The organism is Pseudidiomarina woesei (assembly GCF_001418345.1).
In the GTDB taxonomy this organism is placed as follows: domain Bacteria; phylum Pseudomonadota; class Gammaproteobacteria; order Enterobacterales; family Alteromonadaceae; genus Pseudidiomarina; species Pseudidiomarina woesei.
Window position 1 is genome coordinate 55199 of sequence record NZ_LIPW01000005.1, and the last position, 20608, is coordinate 75806.

General features: G+C 47.4%; 21 protein-coding genes. 8 read left to right on the top strand and 13 right to left on the bottom strand.

Going from position 1 to position 20608, the window contains the following annotated elements:
• Positions 1 to 27: 27 nt before the first annotated feature.
• The 4 genes from katG (at position 28) to ASC40_RS08745 (ending at position 5244) form a co-directional block, all read left to right on the top strand.
• On the top strand, positions 28 to 2181 hold the full coding sequence (gene katG, locus ASC40_RS08730; RefSeq protein ID WP_055439422.1) for a catalase/peroxidase HPI: 2154 nt from the start codon (positions 28 to 30) through the stop codon (positions 2179 to 2181).
• A gap of 154 nt (positions 2182 to 2335) precedes the next feature.
• Positions 2336 to 3472, top strand: coding sequence for an alanine racemase (locus ASC40_RS08735; RefSeq protein ID WP_055439423.1), 1137 nt, complete (start codon positions 2336 to 2338; stop codon positions 3470 to 3472).
• A gap of 5 nt (positions 3473 to 3477) precedes the next feature.
• Positions 3478 to 4518 (top strand): bifunctional glycosyltransferase family 2/GtrA family protein, encoded by a 1041-nt coding sequence (locus tag ASC40_RS08740; protein WP_055439424.1) that lies wholly within the window; start codon positions 3478 to 3480, stop codon positions 4516 to 4518.
• Between the two features lie 81 nt (positions 4519 to 4599).
• A complete protein-coding gene (locus ASC40_RS08745) occupies positions 4600 to 5244 on the top strand; it encodes a glutathione peroxidase (protein ID WP_055439425.1) in 645 nt (214 codons plus the stop codon).
• On the opposite strand, the gene ASC40_RS08750 is transcribed toward ASC40_RS08745, so the two are convergent.
• Positions 5241 to 7112, bottom strand: coding sequence for an NAD-binding protein (locus ASC40_RS08750; RefSeq protein WP_055439426.1), 1872 nt, complete (start codon positions 7110 to 7112; stop codon positions 5241 to 5243). The genes ASC40_RS08745 and ASC40_RS08750 overlap by 4 nt on opposite strands.
• Before the next feature lie 109 nt (positions 7113 to 7221).
• Between ASC40_RS08750 and ASC40_RS08755 the strand changes: the two genes are divergently transcribed.
• The gene (locus ASC40_RS08755; protein WP_141656134.1) at positions 7222 to 8025 is read left to right on the top strand and encodes a GNAT family N-acetyltransferase; all 804 of its coding nucleotides are present in this window, start codon (positions 7222 to 7224) and stop codon (positions 8023 to 8025) included.
• Positions 8026 to 8089: 64 nt separating this feature from the next.
• Complete coding sequence (locus ASC40_RS08760; RefSeq protein ID WP_055439427.1) at positions 8090 to 8986, top strand: META domain-containing protein; 897 nt, start codon at positions 8090 to 8092, stop codon at positions 8984 to 8986.
• On the opposite strand, the gene ASC40_RS08765 is transcribed toward ASC40_RS08760, so the two are convergent.
• The 12 genes from ASC40_RS08765 to ASC40_RS08820 form a co-directional block, all read right to left on the bottom strand.
• Positions 8987 to 9673 carry a dUTPase gene (locus tag ASC40_RS08765; RefSeq protein ID WP_055439428.1) on the bottom strand — a complete coding sequence of 229 codons (687 nt, stop codon included), beginning with the start codon at positions 9671 to 9673 and terminating at the stop codon, positions 8987 to 8989.
• 103 nt (positions 9674 to 9776) lie between these two features.
• The gene (locus ASC40_RS08770) at positions 9777 to 10466 is read right to left on the bottom strand and encodes a DUF799 domain-containing protein (protein ID WP_055439429.1); all 690 of its coding nucleotides are present in this window, start codon (positions 10464 to 10466) and stop codon (positions 9777 to 9779) included.
• On the bottom strand, positions 10463 to 10837 hold the full coding sequence (locus ASC40_RS08775) for a DUF4810 domain-containing protein (RefSeq protein ID WP_055439430.1): 375 nt from the start codon (positions 10835 to 10837) through the stop codon (positions 10463 to 10465). Before ASC40_RS08775 ends, ASC40_RS08770 begins: the two co-directional genes overlap by 4 nt.
• Complete coding sequence (locus tag ASC40_RS08780) at positions 10837 to 11160, bottom strand: hypothetical protein (protein WP_055439431.1); 324 nt, start codon at positions 11158 to 11160, stop codon at positions 10837 to 10839. The genes ASC40_RS08775 and ASC40_RS08780 overlap by 1 nt, the downstream gene beginning before the upstream one ends.
• On the bottom strand, positions 11157 to 12131 hold the full coding sequence (locus tag ASC40_RS08785) for a CsgG/HfaB family protein (RefSeq protein ID WP_055439432.1): 975 nt from the start codon (positions 12129 to 12131) through the stop codon (positions 11157 to 11159). The genes ASC40_RS08780 and ASC40_RS08785 overlap by 4 nt, the downstream gene beginning before the upstream one ends.
• Positions 12132 to 12220: 89 nt before the next feature.
• Positions 12221 to 12820: a 4'-phosphopantetheinyl transferase family protein gene (locus ASC40_RS08790; protein ID WP_055439433.1), complete on the bottom strand. Its 600-nt coding sequence runs from the start codon at positions 12818 to 12820 to the stop codon at positions 12221 to 12223.
• A 14-nt stretch (positions 12821 to 12834) separates the two neighbouring features.
• Positions 12835 to 13467: a peroxiredoxin gene (locus ASC40_RS08795; protein WP_055439434.1), complete on the bottom strand. Its 633-nt coding sequence runs from the start codon at positions 13465 to 13467 to the stop codon at positions 12835 to 12837.
• A 190-nt stretch (positions 13468 to 13657) separates the two neighbouring features.
• Complete coding sequence (locus tag ASC40_RS08800; protein ID WP_245622250.1) at positions 13658 to 14599, bottom strand: YeiH family protein; 942 nt, start codon at positions 14597 to 14599, stop codon at positions 13658 to 13660.
• A gap of 40 nt (positions 14600 to 14639) precedes the next feature.
• Entirely contained in the window at positions 14640 to 15512 is an 873-nt protein-coding gene (locus tag ASC40_RS08805; RefSeq protein ID WP_211256877.1) for an MBL fold metallo-hydrolase, read from the bottom strand.
• A gap of 34 nt (positions 15513 to 15546) precedes the next feature.
• On the bottom strand, positions 15547 to 16089 hold the full coding sequence (locus ASC40_RS08810; protein ID WP_055439435.1) for a Tll0287-like domain-containing protein: 543 nt from the start codon (positions 16087 to 16089) through the stop codon (positions 15547 to 15549).
• Between the two features lie 17 nt (positions 16090 to 16106).
• Complete coding sequence (locus ASC40_RS08815) at positions 16107 to 16634, bottom strand: response regulator transcription factor (RefSeq protein ID WP_055439436.1); 528 nt, start codon at positions 16632 to 16634, stop codon at positions 16107 to 16109.
• Entirely contained in the window at positions 16627 to 17658 is a 1032-nt protein-coding gene (locus ASC40_RS08820; protein ID WP_055439437.1) for a sensor histidine kinase, read from the bottom strand. Before ASC40_RS08820 ends, ASC40_RS08815 begins: the two co-directional genes overlap by 8 nt.
• 148 nt (positions 17659 to 17806) lie before the next feature.
• On the opposite strand from ASC40_RS08820, the gene ASC40_RS08825 reads away from it, so the two are divergent.
• Together ASC40_RS08825 and ASC40_RS08830 are read left to right on the top strand one after the other, a co-directional pair.
• Positions 17807 to 19774, top strand: a complete 1968-nt coding sequence (locus ASC40_RS08825) for a TonB-dependent copper receptor (RefSeq protein WP_055439438.1) — start codon at positions 17807 to 17809, stop codon at positions 19772 to 19774.
• Positions 19775 to 19829: 55 nt separating this feature from the next.
• The gene (locus tag ASC40_RS08830; RefSeq protein WP_055439439.1) at positions 19830 to 20549 is read left to right on the top strand and encodes a YebC/PmpR family DNA-binding transcriptional regulator; all 720 of its coding nucleotides are present in this window, start codon (positions 19830 to 19832) and stop codon (positions 20547 to 20549) included.
• The last annotated feature ends 59 nt before the right edge of the window (positions 20550 to 20608 follow it).

The window sequence follows — 20608 nt, forward strand, 5'->3', positions numbered from 1 at the left end:
CAACATAAAGCTTGAAGGAGCTTACTAATGAGTGATTCAAAGGCAGGCAAATGCCCAGTCATGCATGGCGGGCACACTGCTATCGGTAAATCGAATATGGACTGGTGGCCTAACGCACTGAATTTAGACATTTTGCATCAGCACGACAGCAAAACAAACCCGCTTGGGCCCGACTTTAATTACGCGCAAGAGCTGAAAAAACTCGATGTCGAAGCCTTGAAAAAAGACCTGAAAGCGTTAATGACCGACAGCCAAGAATGGTGGCCTGCCGATTGGGGTCACTATGGCGGTTTAATGATCCGCATGGCGTGGCACGCTGCTGGCTCATATCGTATTGCTGATGGTCGCGGTGGTGGCGGTACCGGCAACCAACGGTTTGCACCTTTAAATTCCTGGCCGGACAACGCCAACCTTGATAAAGCGCGCCGCTTGTTATGGCCGATTAAGAAAAAATACGGCAACAAAATAAGCTGGGCTGACTTAATTATCTATGCCGGCACCATGGCCTATGAGTCTATGGGTTTACCCGCTTACGGCTTTGCTTTTGGTCGAGAAGATATTTGGCACCCAGAAAAGGACATTTACTGGGGCTCAGAAACAGAGTGGTTAGGTAAAACCCGTTACAGCGATAAGTCTAGCGAAAGCTTAGAGAATCCGTTGGCTGCGGTGCAAATGGGCCTAATTTATGTGAACCCAGAGGGGGTTGACGGTAACCCTGACCCGTTAGCAACCGCGAAAGACATGCGTACTACCTTTAAACGCATGGCCATGAACGATGAAGAAACCGCGGCACTGACTGCCGGTGGGCACACTGTGGGTAAATGTCACGGTAACGGCCGTGCGGAAAATTTAGGGCCAGACCCAGAAGCCGCTGACGTTGAAGAGCAAGGCCTGGGTTGGATGAACCACAAAACTCGAGGTATTGGCCGTGACGCCGTAACCAGCGGTATTGAGGGCGCGTGGACCACGCATCCAACTAAATGGGACAACGGCTACTTCTATTTGCTGTTTACCTACGACTGGGAGCTAAAAAAGAGCCCTGCCGGTGCTTGGCAGTGGGAACCGATTAATATCAAAGAAGAAGACATGCCGGTTGATGTTGAAGACCCAAGCATTCGCCGCAACCCGATTATGACCGACGCCGATATGGCGCTAAAAATGGACCCTGAATACCGTAAGATCGCTGAGCGCTTCTACAATGACCCAGCGTATTTTTCTGAAGTATTCGCGCGCGCTTGGTTTAAATTAACCCACCGCGACATGGGCCCCAAAGCCCGTTATATAGGCCCTGATGTACCCAAAGAAGACTTGCTGTGGCAAGACCCAATTCCTGCAGGCAATACCCATTATGATGTGGCTGCAGTGAAAGCAAAAATTGCCGAAACTGGGTTAAGCATTAGTGAGCTTGTGGCGACTGCTTGGGATAGCGCTCGGACATTCCGCGGTTCAGATTTACGCGGCGGTGCCAACGGCGCGCGCATTCGCTTAGCGCCGCAAAAAGACTGGGAAGGAAACGAACCGCAGCGTTTAAACAAAGTGCTTAGCGCATTACAACCGATCGCTGAAGCAACCGGTGCTAGCCTTGCTGACGTCATTGTTCTGGCAGGTAACTACGGTGTTGAGCAAGCGGCTAAGCAAGCCGGCGTATCCATTGATGTGCCTTTTGCACCTGGGCGCGGCGACGCGACCGCAGAGCAAACCGACGTGGAAGGCTTTGAGCCACTGGAACCAGTTCATGACGGCTTCCGCAACTGGTTGAAGAAAGACTACAATGTGGCCCCTGAAGAGTTACTGCTAGACCGAGCACAGTTGCTTGGGTTAACAGCTCCTGAAATGACCGTACTTATTGGCGGCATGCGGGTATTAGGTACCAACTTCGGTGGCAGCAAACACGGCGTATTTACTGACAAAGTGGGTTGTTTAACCAATGACTTTTTCAGTATCTTAACTGACATGCGTTACAGCTGGAAGCCAACTGGCCGCAACAGTTATGCCATTCAAGATCGTAAAACTGGCGACACCAAGTACACCGCCAGCCGCGTTGATTTGGTGTTTGGTTCAAACTCGGTACTGCGCGCATACGCAGAGTTATACGCACAAGATGATTCACAAGAGAAGTTTGTGCATGACTTTGTGAAAGCGTGGACGAAGGTGATGAACGCCGATCGGTTTGACATTTAGTCAGCTGCTAGCAAAAAAGAGCCCAGCTTTTTACGCTGGGCTTTTTTTTATAGCGAGTCCATATGCAGCATGGAACGACATTCCTCTTTGCTTATTTAAGTAATCAATAATACTCTGAATAATATCTATTTGATCAACCAAGAAGATAACTGCTATGCCAACATCGAGCCACTGGCTTAACGATGAACAAACACCATTTTTATTGATTGATGAAGTGCGCTTTGCACGCAATGTGGGCCGCTTAGCCACACGTATTAATCGACTTGGATGCCAATTGCGGCCACATTTAAAAACCTTGCGTTCGGTAGATGCCGCAAAATACATATTGCCAAACTTTCACGCGCCCGCAACGGTGTCGACGCTTGCGGAAGCCGAGGCTTTTGCGCAAGCGGGCTGTACCGATTTGCTGTATGCCGTTGGCATTGTTCCGGCGAAGCTTGCTCGGGTTGCACGGCTGATTGAAAGTGGCGTAAAGCTGCACATTTTGCTCGACACTAAAGCTCAAGCCCAAGCGGTTATTGACTACCAAAAACAACACAAAGTGCCGTTCTCAGTTTTTATTGAAATAGACTGCGATGACCACCGGGGTGGTTTAGCGCCGCATGACCCGCAAATTTTTGCAATTGCACAAATGCTGCATGACAACCGAGTAACGCTAACAGGTTTAATGACCCACTCCGGTGGCTCATACAGCGCCCAAAATAGCGATGAGATTCGCCAAGCCGCAGCACAAGAATGCCAAGCGGTAAAAGTTGCTGCGCAACAACTCAAGGCGCACGGCCTGGCCTGCCCTCTGCTAAGCGTTGGTTCAACACCCACCGCTCATTTTGCCGAAGACCTTCAGGGTATTAGCGAGGTTCGCGCTGGCGTTTACACCACTTTCGATCTTGTTATGTACAACCTTGGGGTATGTCAGCTGAATGACATTGCTATGTCGGTAGTTACCTCGGTCATTGGCCATAACACGCCCAAAAACTGGCTACTTATTGATGCGGGGTGGATGGCTTTGTCTCGTGATCGTGGCACCGCTAAACAGCATTGCGACTTTGGCTACGGCTTGGTTTGCGACAATATAGGTCAACCATTAAACGATTGCCATGTTACGCAAGTGAACCAAGAGCATGGTGTTATTGAATTGCCTGATCACATAAGCTCGTCACAGTTTCCTATCGGCACACAACTGCGAGTATTACCCAATCATGCCTGCGCTACTGCAGCCATGCACCATTCATATACCGTGCTAAAAGCAGACGGCAGCAAAGCGGTTTGGCCGCGTATTTTAGGATGGTAACCCTTATGCACCAGCACACAGAAGATGAATTACCTGCACTTATTATTCCGGCCTACAACCCAGACCAACGCTTGGTCGACGTTATTAATGAGTTGCAGCAATATAGCTCAGCTTTTGCCAAGCTCATCATAGTCAATGACGGTAGTGAGTCGTCAGCTATATTTAGCACCATAACTAACGAACCGAACCTTATAATTCTCAACCATCCAGAAAATCGCGGTAAGGGCGCTGCGTTGAAAACTGGACTGCGCTGGGTACAAGAAAATTTGCCCGACAGCTGCGGAGCAATAACCGCTGATGCCGACGGTCAACATTTACCCCAAGACATTATTAAAGTCGCCAAAGCGTTTACACAGGAACCACAGGCACTTTGGCTTGGTTGTCGTGATTTTAAAGCGAAACATATTCCGTTTCGCTCTTGGCTTGGCAACACCTTTGCCCGCTATACCTTTGCGCTTGGCTTACGCATCAAAATTCCTGACACTCAAACTGGATTGCGAGGCATTCCTAACGCGATATTTGACGAGCTTATAAAGTTGCCGTCCAATCGCTATGAATTTGAACTAGATATGCTCATCATCGCCAAGCGTCGCGACCTTACCTTTCAGTCAACAACTATTACGACCGTTTATGAGCCGGGCAATAATTCAAGCCATTTTAAGCCACTGCAAGACTCGATTATTATTTATAAGAACTTTTTGAAGTTTTCCGGAGTTGGTATTGCGTCTGCAGCGATAGATTATGGGCTATTTGCCTTGGTCTACGGTTTTACCGGTGAAATTTTACTAGCCTTAGCCTTAGCTCGTTTAGTTTCTGGAATTTTCAATTTCACCTTAAACCGCCAATGGGTATTTAAACCAGGTGGAGCATTAGTAACCGACGCCACTAAGTACGCTGTACTTGCAGCCATACTGGTTCTGTGTAATTACGCCTTAACCAAGGGGTTTACGTGGGTAGGTATTTCACCGTTTATAGGTAAGCCCATTGCAGAAATCGTCGTTTTCCTGCTGAGTTACGGTTTACAAAAGAAACTTGTATTTCGTTAAGTGATCGTTTTCGTGCCGAGTCGACTATTATTATCGATATCATGCTATGTTTCATTACCATGTCATTAAAGGAAAGCAGCCATGTCTCAAACCGTTAAAAAAGCCATGATGCGCCGTGTCATTTTAGTGCTTGCACTGGTTATTGGCGCCTTCACCTTGTATTTTGCCATTCCTGGGCAAACGGCTAAGCATGTTATCCCTGCCGCTAATGCCAATGAAAGCTTTACCGATACCACTCAAGGTTGCTTGGCGGTATTTGACGAGCGCATGCGTGCGCTGCACTCCAAAGACACCCACGATTTATGCGAGTTAACCAAAGGCAAAGTTGTTATGGTAGTGAATACCGCAAGCCAATGTGGTTACACAGGGCAATTTGAAGGGCTTGAAGCGCTCTATCAGCAATACAGTAATCAAGATTTTGTTATTCTTGGCTTTCCATCAGACAGCTTCAAGCAAGAACATGCTGACGAAGAAAAAACCGCCGACGTTTGTTTTGTAAACTTCGGGGTAACCTTTCCTATGATGGCAACTACCGCTGTACTCGGCAGTAATGCAAACAACGTTTTCAAAACCTTAAGTGCAGCTGCAAACGCCAGCCCACAATGGAATTTCCACAAATATGTGGTGTCTGCAGATGGCCAGCAGATTTCGAGTTTCGCGAGTAAAATTGAACCGTTGGACAAACAAATAACCGATACTATTGACGCTTATTTAGCGACTAATTAGATTTTCTTCAACACATAATATTGTTGTACATGCGGGTGGCGCAAAAGCACAGGCATTACCCGTATAATCACTTCGTCTTTAAGAACTTCATGTGGTGACAAATCAGCAAACGGAATAAGGGTTTTATTCAACTTTAGTGACTTGTCATTGCTTACATGGAATAGCCAACCGTCAAGTAAGCGTTCATTGGTAAAGCGTGTGTGCTCAAGTCGAAGCAAGGCGTCAATATGTTCACTAATTGCGGTGTTTAGCTCACCCAATAAACCGGCTTCAATACCAGCTTCGTCATTTGGCTTTCGCAGCCTCAGCTGAAACCCAAGTTCACGCAGTTTTACGAAAATATGATCGCCACTTTGACGACTAGAGGCTTTGAATGCTTCTGGTAGTTGCGTCAGCCACTCATGCTTAGCCGCCGCAGCAACACGGTGCAAGCGCTGTTCAAACTCTGTTTGCAAATTTGCCTGGTGAGCCTGCAGCGGGGGCTCAGTATAAATAGCCCGATACGCGCTGTGCACCAATAGCCCAAAAATATCAGACAACTCGCCAGGGTAGTGCTCGTGTCTGTCAAATAAGTCGGCCAGCGCATGAAACCAAGTTACTTTATCCAGTGCTGCGCCAAAATGTGCTACTGCTTTGTGAACCTGGGCAAGTGACTCAAACTCATTACCTGCTATACACGTCACCACGCGGGCAGTCATGTTCATGGCGGTCATCACCTGACACAGACGTACTGTTTCAGTAATGGCTTGGTAATCGTTGGGCTCAATAATATAGACCACTTGGAAGGGTTCATTTTGTTGCGCTTTAATTGATGCACGTACAACCTGCGGTGTGACGCCAGCATCGCCAATTTGCATAAAATTCAGCTGAATATTTGGTGCGACACCGCCGTATTCCGGGTCCGAATTAGCTGTGCTGAGCATGGGATAGTTCAACATAAATGCTGCAAAACGTTGAGGGTCGCTACCTAACAGCGTGATATGTAAACGTTCGTCACGTAATACAGAATTTTGTTTTGCCAATTGCAGCAACAAAGCTTCTGCATCTGCGCCCTGCCCAACTATTCCCACATGCACCGGCCCTGGCTGCTGTTGCGATGAAACTTGCCGAATAGGAAACCGTTTGGTTATTTCGCGCGCCTTCTGGTGTGGCCCAGAAAACCACAATAACTCTGCTCTTCGCTGATAAGCTCTAAAACTTTCTTCTTCGGTGACCAAACTTAATACGTTGGCCGACTCAATATTAATAACTAGGCGCGGCGAATTTCTTGCATTCTTTAGCTGATGAATAACCTTTCGTGCAATAACCAAATTTTGCTGATCATCGCCGGTAAAAACATAAATGGTGTCAGCCCGTTGTAGCCTTAATTTGCGAAGTAGTAAGCTGTTATTCACATCATGCTGCAACACCAACGCCCCTGCTTGCGCAGCAATGGAGAGCGCATGTTGCCCCTCAATATTTTGGTCGATAGCGATGAGCGACTTTTCGCCGCGAGCGCCTAACGTTTGCGCGACACTTGCAGCCATTTTCCCGGCCCCCAAAAACACATGACGTCGCGGCTTAGCCACCACCCGCAGAAGTTGCCATTGCACACCTGCCGCAGCCCCTAATAAACTCAATATTGCCGCTGCGGGAAATAATGGCAGTGTAAACGCAGCAACAACAAGCGCCCAGTTGCCTCTTTGCAAAATAGCATCTGGGGCGTCTACCAGTACCAATTTAACGGTGCCATAAATGGCTTGTAGCCAAGAACTACCAAATAATAAAAAACCATACACGCCAATACCGAATAGCACGGTAAACGCAACGCACGCATACAGCATGATGCGTAAAGTATTCACGGTTAATACATGTTCTGCCTGAGCCATAAATGCCACTCTGTGATTAAATCGGAATTGCTATTGGTATTCGCTATTGCTTTGTATAGCATAATCACAGGCTCAACAGAATGTTAGCTATGACTTTTCAGGGCATCCTATGAATGAACGCAGTCAAACCAAAATTTTAAAATCGATCATGATTACCGGCGTTACTCTGCTCATCGTCGGACATATTGTATTAGCCACTACTTTTGCCAGTGACGACATAGGTCACCAGGGCTTTATTCTCGGCGCAGCGCTAAGTGCGCTTGGTGTTGTCATGTCATTACCGACTAAAATTTATCTTACCTTGGTGCTAATGACACACGAAGAAAGTACTAATAAGAACTATCTCCGCTCTGCAGATGCGCAAGCATTGCGCAAAGACTCCGTTGCTCATATTCGAACAGCTACCGAGGACGATGCAGAGCGCCTTGCTGCTCTTGCCCAACAAACCTTTATTGAGGCTTTTGGTGAAGCCAACAGTACTGAAAACATGAATGCTTATTGTGCAAGCCACTTTAGCCCGACACTGCAATTAGCTGAAATAAATGATCAACAAGGGCTTACTTTAATCGCCACTCATGAGGGACATCTTATTGGCTTTGTTCAACTGCGCTTTGGTTCTTCTCCAGCCAGTGTTCCAGCTACTAGCCCGGCTGAAATTCAGCGTCTGTACGTCTTAGCGAATTGGCACGGCCGCGGCGTGGCTCATGACCTCATGCGCACGGCATTGCAGCGTATTGAACAAGCTCATCACGACATGGTTTGGTTAGGTGTTTGGGAGCATAATCCTCGCGCCATCGCATTTTATAAGAAGTACCAATTTAGCGAAGTGGGTGAGCAGGTGTTTCAGTTGGGGGACGATGCCCAACGCGACGTGATTATGGCTCGTCCGGTAACAAAACAATCGAAAAAATGAATTATGCCAATTTTATGCAGTCATAGGTTTAGTCAGTTGTCTGCGTAAAACCAAGGAACTAGTGATGATGTCACCTCGCTTATTAATAACCAGTTTAATAACCGGAACCGTTTTAGTTGCCTGTAGCCCGGCAACTGAAGACAAAGTCATTATGTACAATTGTGGTACCCAACCGATAACCGCAGACTTTTCAGCCAAACAGTTAACGCTGTTAGTCAATGATCAGCAACTGACATTTGTGTCTGAGCCTGCGGCTTCCGGCACTCGATATTTTAACCCCGACAACAATGCACAGTTCTGGACTAAAGGCGACGAAGGGCAGTTAATCATCGACAACGACATTTACCCACTTTGCCTAAAGCAGGGCGCATTACCTCAACAGTTAAGTGCTCGCGGCAATGAGCCTTTTTGGCTGTTGCATCGCAAAGGCCTGAACGCCTCCTTGCGCCGCCCTTCCGGTGATCTCGACTTTACTCAAGTTTCGGTATCATCAAGCTCAGAAACAGGTCAATGGGACATCGAACTTGATGAAAATTCAAGCTTAACGCTTGAAGCCAAACCTTGTACTGATAGCATGTCTGGTATGCCATACCCTTATGCAGCAACACTCGTGCACAACAATACTGAACTAAGCGGCTGCGCTGGTGAGCCGCGGCAGCTATTAGCCGGTGGTACATGGGAGCTATCCAACACAGGCTTAACTCAAGCACCTACTATTACTTTTATGAACGATGGAAAAGTGAGCGGGTACGCCGGCTGCAATCGCTTTTTCGGAGGCTACCGATTAACCGGCGAAAGACTAACCCTTGAGCGCATGGCAGCCACTAAAATGATGTGTAGTCCTACAGAAATGACCGTTGAAAATACTTATTTAGAGCAGTTAGCCACCGTTAATCGTTTTTCGATCGAAAATAATCAACTTATTTTGCATTACGATGGTGGCCAACTGGTGTTTCAATAACTAGGCCGTAGTGACGTCAATGTGCTCATCATAATGAGTTAGCAGCAAAGCCTGTGCATAGGCCAATGGCTGCTCTGCGGCGATAACTTTAGACTCATGCTCGCTTAACAGCGCCATCATAACTTCATTGTCTTCGCGACCTTGCCACATTTTAATGTAGGTGCCCTGTTTATAGCCGCGTTGCTGGCGCAAATTATTCAGTGCATTTTTACCAACGTACGTTAAATAAACCGTATTTGCGTCACCGTAGGCGTCAACTAGGGCTGCCATTAATTTATTGAAAAACACAGCGCCACATTGCAATGGCTTCGCTGGTGTTCCATCTTGCGCTAACGCAGCAACTAATTCTTTTCCGTCGGTGATAGTCTGATTCGCCGCAGCCCCATTAAAAATCAATTGTGCAACCGCGTCTGCAGGAGCTTGGTGTTGTTCAACGTAAGCATTTTCAATAGCGTCAGAAATAGCAAAGTGCAGAATATCAATTAACTCCATGTTGGCCTGCGCCCAATCTGCAGTCTGCTTTTTCCACCATTTGTATGCGGTATGTTCAAAGTACTCGCCAAGCTCAACTAGAATTGCTTTGATATCATCTCGTTTTACTTGCGGATTTTCTGGGTACGATGGGTCAATGACTTGGTTAAATGCAATTTGCATATCAACTAGTTGACGGGCTTGTTCTGGAGTCATAGGTTTCTCACACACTAAGAAATATTAATAAATTGCAGGTTACCATTAAAAAAGCGCGCTTTGAATGAGCGCGCTTTTAAATTTATAACCAAAATATATACTTTTAGTTGGCAGCTGGGTTCACCGATTGCTCTGCGACTTTTTTGTAGTATTCACCATAAATTGGACTATACGGCCCTGGCGGCAACCCAGTTTGCGGCCCACTGAACACTTGGCCATTGGCCATTCGCGTTAACGGCAGGTAATTTGGCGCTGCACGCTCAATAGCTGCGGTTATTGCCATAGCAACAAGATCTGCCAGCGGGTTTCCGGTGCTATTTTGTTGTTGCGGTGAATATGCGAGCTCTTTACGGGCTTGCCACAACAACTGCCCAGAGTTATCGACTATCTTGTACTCAAAATCAACTTTGGTCGTGGTGGCTAGCAAGATGTATTCTGAGGTCCACTCATGAATGGTGACATATAAGATAGCGTCAGCACCAAATAATGAGGCAAGACTTTCCGGCGGCGCCGCGTGTACTTCCGCAGGCTCATAATAGCCTTCACCTTCTAGCAGCACTTTTACTGTGTTTACCGGAAATGTGTAATAGCCCTTTTCAGCTAAAGAAAACGGTAATGTCGCAAGTACTGAGGTAGGTGCCATGACGTCAATTGTTTCGTTTTTAACTGGCGCTATTAATAATGAACGCAATTGCCGATCATGTAGCGGTTCAAGGTAGCTTAAATCCTGTTTGGCAACACAGCCGGTTAGTGCAAACATCACAAACAAGCTTGAGCAAATAAGTTTTTTCATGGCGTTTGCTCCTGTACAGTTTGCTCTCGGGCTTTTAAGTTTTGAATCAACATGGTCATTAACGGTTCGCTTTCTGGCCATAAACTGCGCTCAAGCTCGTAAAAGCGCACCGCTGCGGTGGCATCGCCCTTTTCAAGCATGAAGGTTCCCGCTTCAGCAAACAGACCAGGGGCTACTTTTTTCTTTGATTTGTTTTGGCTTTTTTCTAAAAAAGCAATGTACGAGGCTAGCATTTCTTCTTTCACTTCGGGCTCATGAAAGTGCGCGAACAATGTGTCCTCGTAATTTCCCCACTGGTATAAATTATTATTCGTAGCGCAACCAGCTAACAGCAATGCTGCGATCACGCAGCCTATTAACTTCAATTTCATCACGGGTTAATCTCCAACGTGCGATGGGTTTGTTCACTAAAATAGTGCTTTTCTGAATAAATGACTGAAGTACCACGACGAATTTCAATGCGGTGTTCACCGCTGATTAACTCAACTGATTTGTTTGGGTATTGATACTGTTCAAGCGGACCATAAGAAACACCATCCACCCACAAACTTAATCCCGTACTGTCAGCTACATTAAAATTTACTGTTGGCGCGTCATTCACAACTGTGGTCATTTTTGTTGGGTGCTTCGCACAGCCAGTAAGGCTAACCACCGTAACCAACACCGCTGCCATGATTAAAATGTTGTGTTTCATGGTTTCAACTCCTGTACTTCTAGGGTTTCAACAGCGTGCCCTGCAATACTACCGGAAGTAATGGTACCTACGGCACCTTGGTCAAGCTCTGAGCTACCGAACAACGAGGTTATTTTCAGCTCAGCCACTTTTTCGCCGGGCAAGCTAATATATGACCCGGTGGTTTTAGACTTAATACGTTTGCCTTTAGTCATGACTGCAAAGGTCATGCCGGCCTTCACCCCTTGGGCTTCACCGCCGCTAATGAAAACCTGGCCTTCTTCAACGGCTAAAATGTCTGCCGACCATGGCTTTTGTAACAACATAGCGGTCATTTTTTCAACTGCGGCATTTACCGCCGCGCCAATAGCTTGGTCGTTTAAGCTACCGTCATAGCCCGCCACCGAGCCAAACCCCATGGTGCGCGATTGTTCAAGCGATGAACTACCAGTACCAGAAACCGAGGCGATAATCTGGCCCGTTTTGGTATCAACTAGGCGTAAATCAACGGTTGCTGTTGCTTCTTGCTTGGCGCTAGTTGAAAAGAACCCACGCTCACCGACATTAGAGCGGCCAAATTCAGTTAATGAACCGACAACCAATGTGTCAACGCCAACTATTTCGGCGCTTTGTGCCGTCAAATTTTGCTCGGCTTGCAAGGCGGCAATATCAGGGCGTTCAAAAATCTGGAATTTGTTCGTATTAGCAATAGCCTGGGTGAACATGTCGGATATTTTTTGATCATCTCGACCCTGCGTTGCTTCGCGTAACAAGCTTCGCCCATAGTTTGTTTCATTACTTAAGCGGCCCACTGCAATTTTGCGTTTAAGCGCTAACTCAATTGGCTGTTCAGCAATAGCTTGCTGCTGAGCTTCCAATTGTTGCTGCTTATTAACCGGTGGCTTACTTACTTGAGGTTGGGGAGACTGGCTGGCACAACCGGCCATAACCAATGCTGACGCGATTGCGCTTATTATGAATTGTACTTTCATCGAATTTATCCTTGTTAAGATCCGACAAAAGTATAACTATTTTAACTTTTTTTCAATGGGTTGAAACGTAAATTCAAATAGTTTTACGTTTAAAAAATAGCTTTGTTTAGGGTTATTTTATTGCATTTTGCGCTGTAGCAACAAAACATAAACTGTTGCTCACACTGGTGAACAGCCTGCTGGCCATAATTAGCCACTGGTCGTTTGAGTGTATTGAGGAGCAAACCTTGTTCGGCTTTGGTGACTGCTTCAGCTAGGGTCCAGCGCTGATAAAATTGCGACCAGTTTTCAGCATTCACATCGGCAAAAAAACCATGCTGATATTGGCTCACTAAATCGGCCAAGCGTTTTCTTGGTTTTATCAGCTCAACGTCTACGCCCACCACAAATTCTGGACTCGCCGCGACTAACACAGCACCTTTGGTATGGCTTATAGAACACTGCCAAACGTTTCCGCCTACAGTTAAAAGCGGTGCACCGTTTTCTTGACGAGTAATTGACACTGCGCCAGCGGCGCAATGCCAGGTTTCGCAAACCAACCGCCGCAATAAGCCACGGCCAGCAAGATATTGTTGCTGGCGTGGTAATTGCCGGTAAATTTGCGCCGCTTCACGTTCGGCTTGTGTTACCCACGCCTCAAGTGCGGGTAACAAGGTGTCAAAGTCTGTCGAGTAAGCGGTCGCAATCATTCATGGTTAGCTGGTTATTTGTTTACGCTAGTGTAACGCAAATATGGTTTAACCGTCTTGAACCCTTGTGGGAATTTTTTCTCAGCGTCTTCCATCGACACACTCGGTGGAATAATCACGTCGCCACCTACTTGCCAGTCTGCTGGGCAAGCCACGCCGTATTGGTCACCGGTTTGCAAGGCGTCAATCACGCGCAAAATTTCGGTGAAGTTGCGACCAACTGCCATTGGGTAAGTCATGGTTAAACGAATTTTATGGTTCGGGTCGATAATAAATACCGAACGCACCGCTGCGGTTTCGCTTTCACCTGGGTGAATCATGCCATACAACCCTGCTACCTTTTTGTCTTTGTCAGCTACAATTGGAAAGCCGACGTTGGTGTTCTGGGTTTCGTTAATATCGTTGATCCAGCCGTTGTGCTCTTCGACCGTGTCGGTCGACAGGCCAAGTGACTTCACATTGCGCTTCGCAAACTCATCGCTCAGTTGTGCTGTGCGCCCCATTTCGGTGGTACATACCGGGGTATAGTCTGCTGGGTGGCTGAAGAAAAAAACCCAAGAGCCTTTTGACCATTCATGAAAGTCAATTTCGCCTTTGGTGGTTTCAATTTTAAAATTTGGTGCGATATCGCCAATACGTAATCCCATCACATACTCCTTCATAGGTGTTTGATATTCGATGATTCGTGAAGCAGTTTTCGCCTACGATCATGAGCTTAAATATAAGCTTGCTCAAGATTAATTCGCTCTATGTTATTCCTTTCGCCTTAAGCCTCTGCACTTATATTATAGGACTAAACTTGCCAGGTTCAGTTCCATACTTATGCCCTTGCGGCGCTTAGTTAGCTAATATTGTAAGCCACCCCAGCGACAACAGCGCAATTAATACCCACAACACTACAGCAAGCAGCAGCGGCCTTGGCCCCGCCGCGCGCAAACGGCTAACGGTAATGCTAGCGCCAACCAAATACAAACTTAGTACGAGTAGCTTTTTACCCGCTGAAAAAGCTGCGTTATACAGCTCGCCAAACTGAGGCAAAAACGTGGCAATAATCATGGCGACAATATAACCACCAATAAACCAAGGCACGGTTAGTTTGGTTTTGGTGCTGTCGCCAGAAAAGCGCTGATATACCAGTGCTGAAAGCAAAGCGAGCGGAATAATCCACAAGGCGCGTGCAAGTTTTAAGGTCGTTGCCGTTTGCAAAGCTTCGTCGCTATAGGCCTGTGCAGCGCCCACGACCGATGATGTGTCATGAATAGCAATAGCTGCCCAAGCACCAAATAGTTCGTCACTTAACCCCAAGGCGCGACCAATAACAGGGAACACTAATAAAGCAATGGCATTTAAGGTAAAAACGCTAGCCAATGCGAGAGCCATTTGGTCACTTCGAGCACGAATAGCCGGCCCTACGGCAGCAATAGCGCTACCGCCACAAATTGCGGTGCCCGAGCCAATTAAATGACTCGTCGGTGTGTCAACCTTGAAAGCCTTGCCCAGGAGCAATGCCGCGATTAGGGTAACCGCGATACTCACTACCATAAGGCCCAAATAGTTGCCTGTGACTTGCCAGGCAACATCAAGCTGCACACCAAACCCTAGTGCTACAATGGCTACAGCGAGCAGTTTTTTTGTCCAGGCATTGGTGTTTACCGCGGCGGGCACCCATTTAAAACTAGCCATTAAAAAACCGAGCACCAGCGCTATAGGCGCACTCACCCAAGGTGTCAGCGCTGCTAGCGCACCTAGCCAAAAGATTGCAGAAGTAAAATGACTCACCAGATTCCTTAATTGCGCTGATTAATAGGTCGCTCACCAATTACAATTGATTAATTGGCAACTTCAAATAGACCTTACCGTCAGCGTCAGCTGGCGGCATGTTACCTGCGCGAATGTTAACTTGTATAGATGGCAAAATTAAGCGCGGCATTTCAAGGGTGGCGTCACGCTCTTCGCGCATTCTAACAAATTCAGATTCACTGACCCCGTCATGCACATGCTTACTATGGCGACGTTGTGCCGCCACTGTAGTTTTGTACTCATGTTCACGGCCCTCGGGTGGGTAGTCGTGACAAATATAAATTTCGGTGGCTTCGGGCAGTGCCAAGATTTTTTTAATTGACCGGTATAAAGTGGTCGCACTGCCGCCGGGAAAATCACATCGCGCGGTACCGACATCGGGCATAAACAATGTATCGCCCACAAACACCTTGTTGCCGTTAACGATATAACACAAGTCAGCTGGTGTATGGCCGGGCGTATGCATCACTTCGAAGTGCATGGAGCCAACCTGAAAGGTCTCGCCATCAGTGAACAAATGATCAAACTGATGCCCGTTTGGCAAAAATTCTTTTTCTAAATTAAATACGTCTTTAAAAATCTGCTGCACGTCTTTAATGTGCTCGCCAATGCCTATTTTGCCGCCCACCTGTTCTTTAACAAAGGGTGCAGCTGACAAGTGATCTGCATGAGCGTGAGTTTCTAGCACCCACGCAACTGACAAGTTTTCAGCTTTTACAAAGTCGACCAAGCGTTTCGCACCATTCGTATGCGTGCGGCCCGATTTGTAATCAAAATCAAGTACAGGGTCAATCACCACAGCTTGCCGTTCGGTCTCGTGGTACAGCACATAACTGAAAGTTTCGCTATCGTCATCAAGAAATGCTCTTACTTGAACAGCATCGGTAGCCATAACAATCTCCTTGTTTACATCGAATCTATAGATCTTACTCGGCAAGCCAACGAATTAAAAATGAACCGCGTAAATCACCCACTTCAAAACCTGTAGCTTGATCGTTTGGATATTTTTGCGCAATGGCGTTGCGTACCTCAGGCGCAATGTTACTGCCGTGGCAGGCTGCACATTGAGGCTGCATTGGAATAGCCCGCATGTAATGTTGTTCGCCATTGCTTGCTGTAAATAATACTTCCGGCACTGTGTTTGGCTCTTTCGCCAAACGCGCTTGAAAATATTGCATTACGGCTTTGTGTTCACCCGTGGGGGCATTGTTCGGGTTTCGAACTCGCAATGCAGTACGCCCAACCCGTGCGTTATTATTTTGACTTAGGCCCGCGGCAATTTCGGGCGCCCGCTCGTTACACACGGAAATAGCATGCACAGCACCTTCAGCTTTCATGGCAACCATTAGTTCAGAACTCAATTTTTGGCCAAGCTCCATCGCTAAATGTCGCGACTGCTCAATACGTTGTTGGTCATCAGCGAGCACTGACGTGCTGAATAAAAATACCATTAGAATTAACCGTTTCATGTTCCTCTCCTCTGCACTTAGTCTTTTATTGGTGAGTGCTTACTTAGCTTGCGTTGCAAGGTACGGCGGTGCATACCCAAAGCTCGAGCTGTTGCTGAAATATTGCCTTGGTGTTCATGCATCACGCGTTGAATATGTTCCCATTCCAGTTGGGCAGGTGATAATGGCTGGTCACTCAGTTCAGTTTCTTGATGTACATCAGCTGCTAAGCTGTTGAGCAAAACCTGCGTTTGAATTGGCTTAGCTAAATAGTCGGTGGCGCCAGCTTTAATGGCCGCCACTGAAGTTGCGATGCTGGCATACCCGGTTAGAATCACTAAGCTTTCGGGTTTAAACCGTTGTTTTAGCGGTTTAATAAGCTCAAGACCGTTGGTTTCACCAAACTTGAGGTCTAATAAAACATGCTGAATTGCAGGAAACTCTGTGCTGTTTAACTCGTTTAATGTAGCTGCTGTCACCACATTAAACCCGGCTCTCTCTAATCGGCTGCACAAGGCCTGTAACAACTGAATATCGTCATCAATAATAAGCACCGTATCATTCATGTTCTTGTCCCGTGGCATGGGTCACTGGCAAGCGCACTTCGGTTACCGTGAAACCATTCTCTGCGCGCCAACTTACATCTCCATTGAAGCGTTCAAAGGTCGCGTAGCTCAACATGGCTCCGGCCCCAACACCACGGCTGCTCGGTAACAATTCTTTGCCTAACCCACTCGCTCGCAGCGCATCTAAGGGAGTGCCTTCGTTAGTAATTTTCATATGCCAGTAATCATCACCACATGCGGTTGCTACATCAATTTTACTATCTAGAGGTGCGGCGTCAGCGGCATTGTGTAGCAGGCTTAATAATGCCGGAATCAGTGTTCTATCCGCATGAACCACCCAGCCTGGGTATTCGTTGTCATGCCACTCGACACGAATATCTGGGCGCGCGATAAGCAACGCATCACGCACTTGCTGTATCAACTCATTGACTTGAATTTCTAGTACTCTATTAACGCGTACATCTTCGGCTACCTGTCGCCAGTCCAACAGTAAATTATGAATGCGCCGTATTTGCTGCTCAGCGCGTTGTAAGTCTTCATCGTTTGGATACCGTTGGCGCGCATCTTCAAGCATAAATTGTATGGTTTGAATTGGCGTTGCCACTTCGTGACTGAACTGTGCGGCAGCGGTGCCAATAGTGACCAATTGCTCATCGCGATGCTGGCGTTGATGTAAGGCTCGAATAGCTTGCTGTTGTCGCACGATACGTATACGCAAAATATGTAACGTGACGCCAAGCAACAAAGCGGCGAAAACCTGGCCAAATACCATTGCCCTATAGTGGGTATCCATCTGGTGATGAGTAGGTAGTGGGGCTTGTAACTGCAGCAACTGCCCTAATACACCAACCACGATAACCAACCATGCTAAGCGAAAGGGTAACAACAGCATTGCCGCTGCCATCGGCACCAGTATTAATACGGCATAGGGGTTCGTTGCAGCGCCGTTGAGCCAAATAAAGCTATTGCCGGCTAGGGTGACTAACAGCAATGCCAATGCACCGAATATATCCCGAATGGTCACGTGGTTTAGCTCCTTCTTAAGTACCTCTTAAGTATGCATCAGTTTGGCAAGATTTCCACCTGCGACATTTTGCCACATCACTTTTTAAATCAATGTGTTGATAATGCCTCCATCTATTGCCCACATCGGCTGTATTGGAGTACAAACCATGTTGTTATCACTATCTATCGCACTTGCTTTAAGCCAAACCGACACTCCACCACTTGAACGCATTGTGGTGACAGGCGCACGCCCACTCAATACCATTGAGTTAGTGAAAGACCCCAAAGCACCACAACAACCGCTGCCAGCCCAAGACGGTGCCGATTATTTGAAGGCTATTCCTGGCTTTAATCTCATCCGCAAAGGCGGTACCAGCGGTGACCCGGTATTTCGTGGCGCAGCAGGCTCACGCCTAACCATTAGCAGTGACGACCAAATGGTACTTGGCGGCTGCAGTGGCCGTATGGACCCACCCACAGCTTATATTAACCCGCAAAATTATGATCAAATTCGTGTTATTAAAGGGCCACAAACTGTACTTTATGGACCAGCGGCTGGCACCGTATTGTTTGAGCGTAAGAGCTACCAGTTTGACCCTGAAGCTAGCCCTGGCGAAGTCAGCACAGTTATCGGTTCATTTGGTCGCATTGACGGAAATGCCGATTACCTAGCTGGCAATGACAATGGATTTTGGCGTATTAACGCCAGTTATAGCGAAAGCGATGACTATCGAGATGGTAACGGTACACCTATCAATAGTGCTTACCAGCGCTGGGGTGTTGATACACAGCTTGGTTGGACACCGGACCAAGACACTGTTGTGCTGCTTACTTTAGGGCAAAGTGGCGCGGAAGCCGCTTATGCTGATCGCATGATGGATGGCGCTGTGTTCGATCGCACCAGCGCGAGCCTACGTTGGCGCGAGAGTTATGTTACCAACTGGCTTGCTGAGCTCGATAGCCAAGTTTATTTTGGCTACGTTGACCACGTTATGGATAACTACAGCCTTCGCGAATTTAGGCCCACCATGAGAATGCCGAATAAGACCGCGCGCAATCCCGACCGTTACAGTCGCGGCGGCCGCATGGTGGCAACGATTGACACTAACTTATGGGTAAAGCTTCAGGCTGGCCTTGATCATCAGTACCATAGCCATCGTGAGCGTGTCAGCATGAACCAATCCATGATGCCGTACCAAGACAAACCCCGTATTGATGATGCCATTGTTCAACAAACTGGTTTGTTCTCTGAAGCTAGCTATGCGCTAACCAACACCGTCAATGTACTTGGCGGGGTTCGCGTTGACTGGTGGGAGGCTAAAGATTTGCGCCCGCAGAGTGTCACTCGTGGAGCAGTGCGCAATGACGCTTTAACCAGCGCGTTTGTGCGCAGTGAGATCAACATTGGCGACCACCAGTTGTATGTTGGCGTAGGCCGCGCCGAACGCTTCCCAGATTTTTGGGAGCTTATTGGTAACAACAATCAATCTGCAACTTCTACCAGTGCATTTCACATTGCGCCAGAACTAACCCACCAACTAGACCTTGGTTACCACTATCGTGTTGCGCTAACCGAAGTGGTGGTCAGCGCGTTCTATAACAATGTTGACGACTATATTCTTATTGAAGACGCGCCGCAGATGCAACCAAACACCGTGCGCTCTGTGAATACTGAGAGTTTTGGTGGTGAGGTGTTAGTTAGCTATCGTCCCAGTGAGTTGTGGTTGCTTGACGCTAGCCTTGCATATACCCACGGTAGCAATTTGTCCGACCACCGCCCACTTGCCCAACAACCGCCATTGGAACTTAAGCTGGGCGCTGAATATAAAGTGCAAGACTGGACTGTCGCAAGCTTATGGCGTGTGGTTGCCAATCAGCACCGCGTTGCCATTGGCCAGGGTAATATCGCCGGCAGCGATTTTAAAGAAACCGCGGGGTTTGGCACCCTAGCCCTAAACGCTCATCGCAAGTTTGGTCAGCACTGGCGACTAAGCTTTGGGGTGGACAATTTATTTGATAAGGCCTTTGCCGAACACTTAAGTACTGCTGGTGCAGCCGTTTCCGGCTACGAACAAATAACCCAAGTCAATGAACCAGGTCGTACTTATTGGTTAAAACTGGATTATCAACTGTAACTGGGTATAAAATTGCCAACCTTATCTTTCATTAGAACAAAGCGAGAGCAATTTTATGGGTCGCGCGTATCAAAACCGAAAAGAGTCGATAGCAAAAACCGCTGCAGCAAAAAGTAAAGTGTATAGCAAATATGGTCGCCAAATTTATGTGGTTGCCAAGCAAGGCGGTGTTGACCCCGATGCGAACTTACAACTGCGTAGCTTGATTGATAACGCTAAAAAGGACCAAGTTCCGGCTCACGTTATTGAAAAAGCCATTGATAAAGCCAAAGGCGGTGCCGGTGAAGATTACTCGCCAGCCATGTACGAAGGCTTCGGCCCTGGTAACTGCATGGTCATGGTTGATGCGCTAACCGACAACCCGAACCGCACCATTGGTGAAGTACGTAACTGCTTCACCAAAACCAAGTGTAAGCTTGGCGCTCCGGGCAGCGTGTCACACATGTTTGATCACTGTGCCATTTTGCGCTTTGCCGGTGACGACGAAGACGCTGTGCTTGAAGCGCTGATGATGGCGGACGTAGACGTGACCGACATTGAAGCCGATGACGGCTTTATTACCGTGTTTGCGCCTCATACCGAAGCGCATAAAGCGAAACAGGCACTGCAAGAAGCGATGGAAGGCATTGAATTTGAGGTTGACGAGGTGCAGTACTTGCCACAGTTAACAACGCAACTTGAAAGTGACGAAGATATTGCGCAAATGGAAAAGCTGTTGGATATGTTGAACGACTGTGATGACGTGCAAAACGTATATCACAGCGCTCAATGGTAATCTGAAAGCAAAGGCGATATTAGTTATTAGCTATTGGATATTAAAAAAGGGCGGAATCT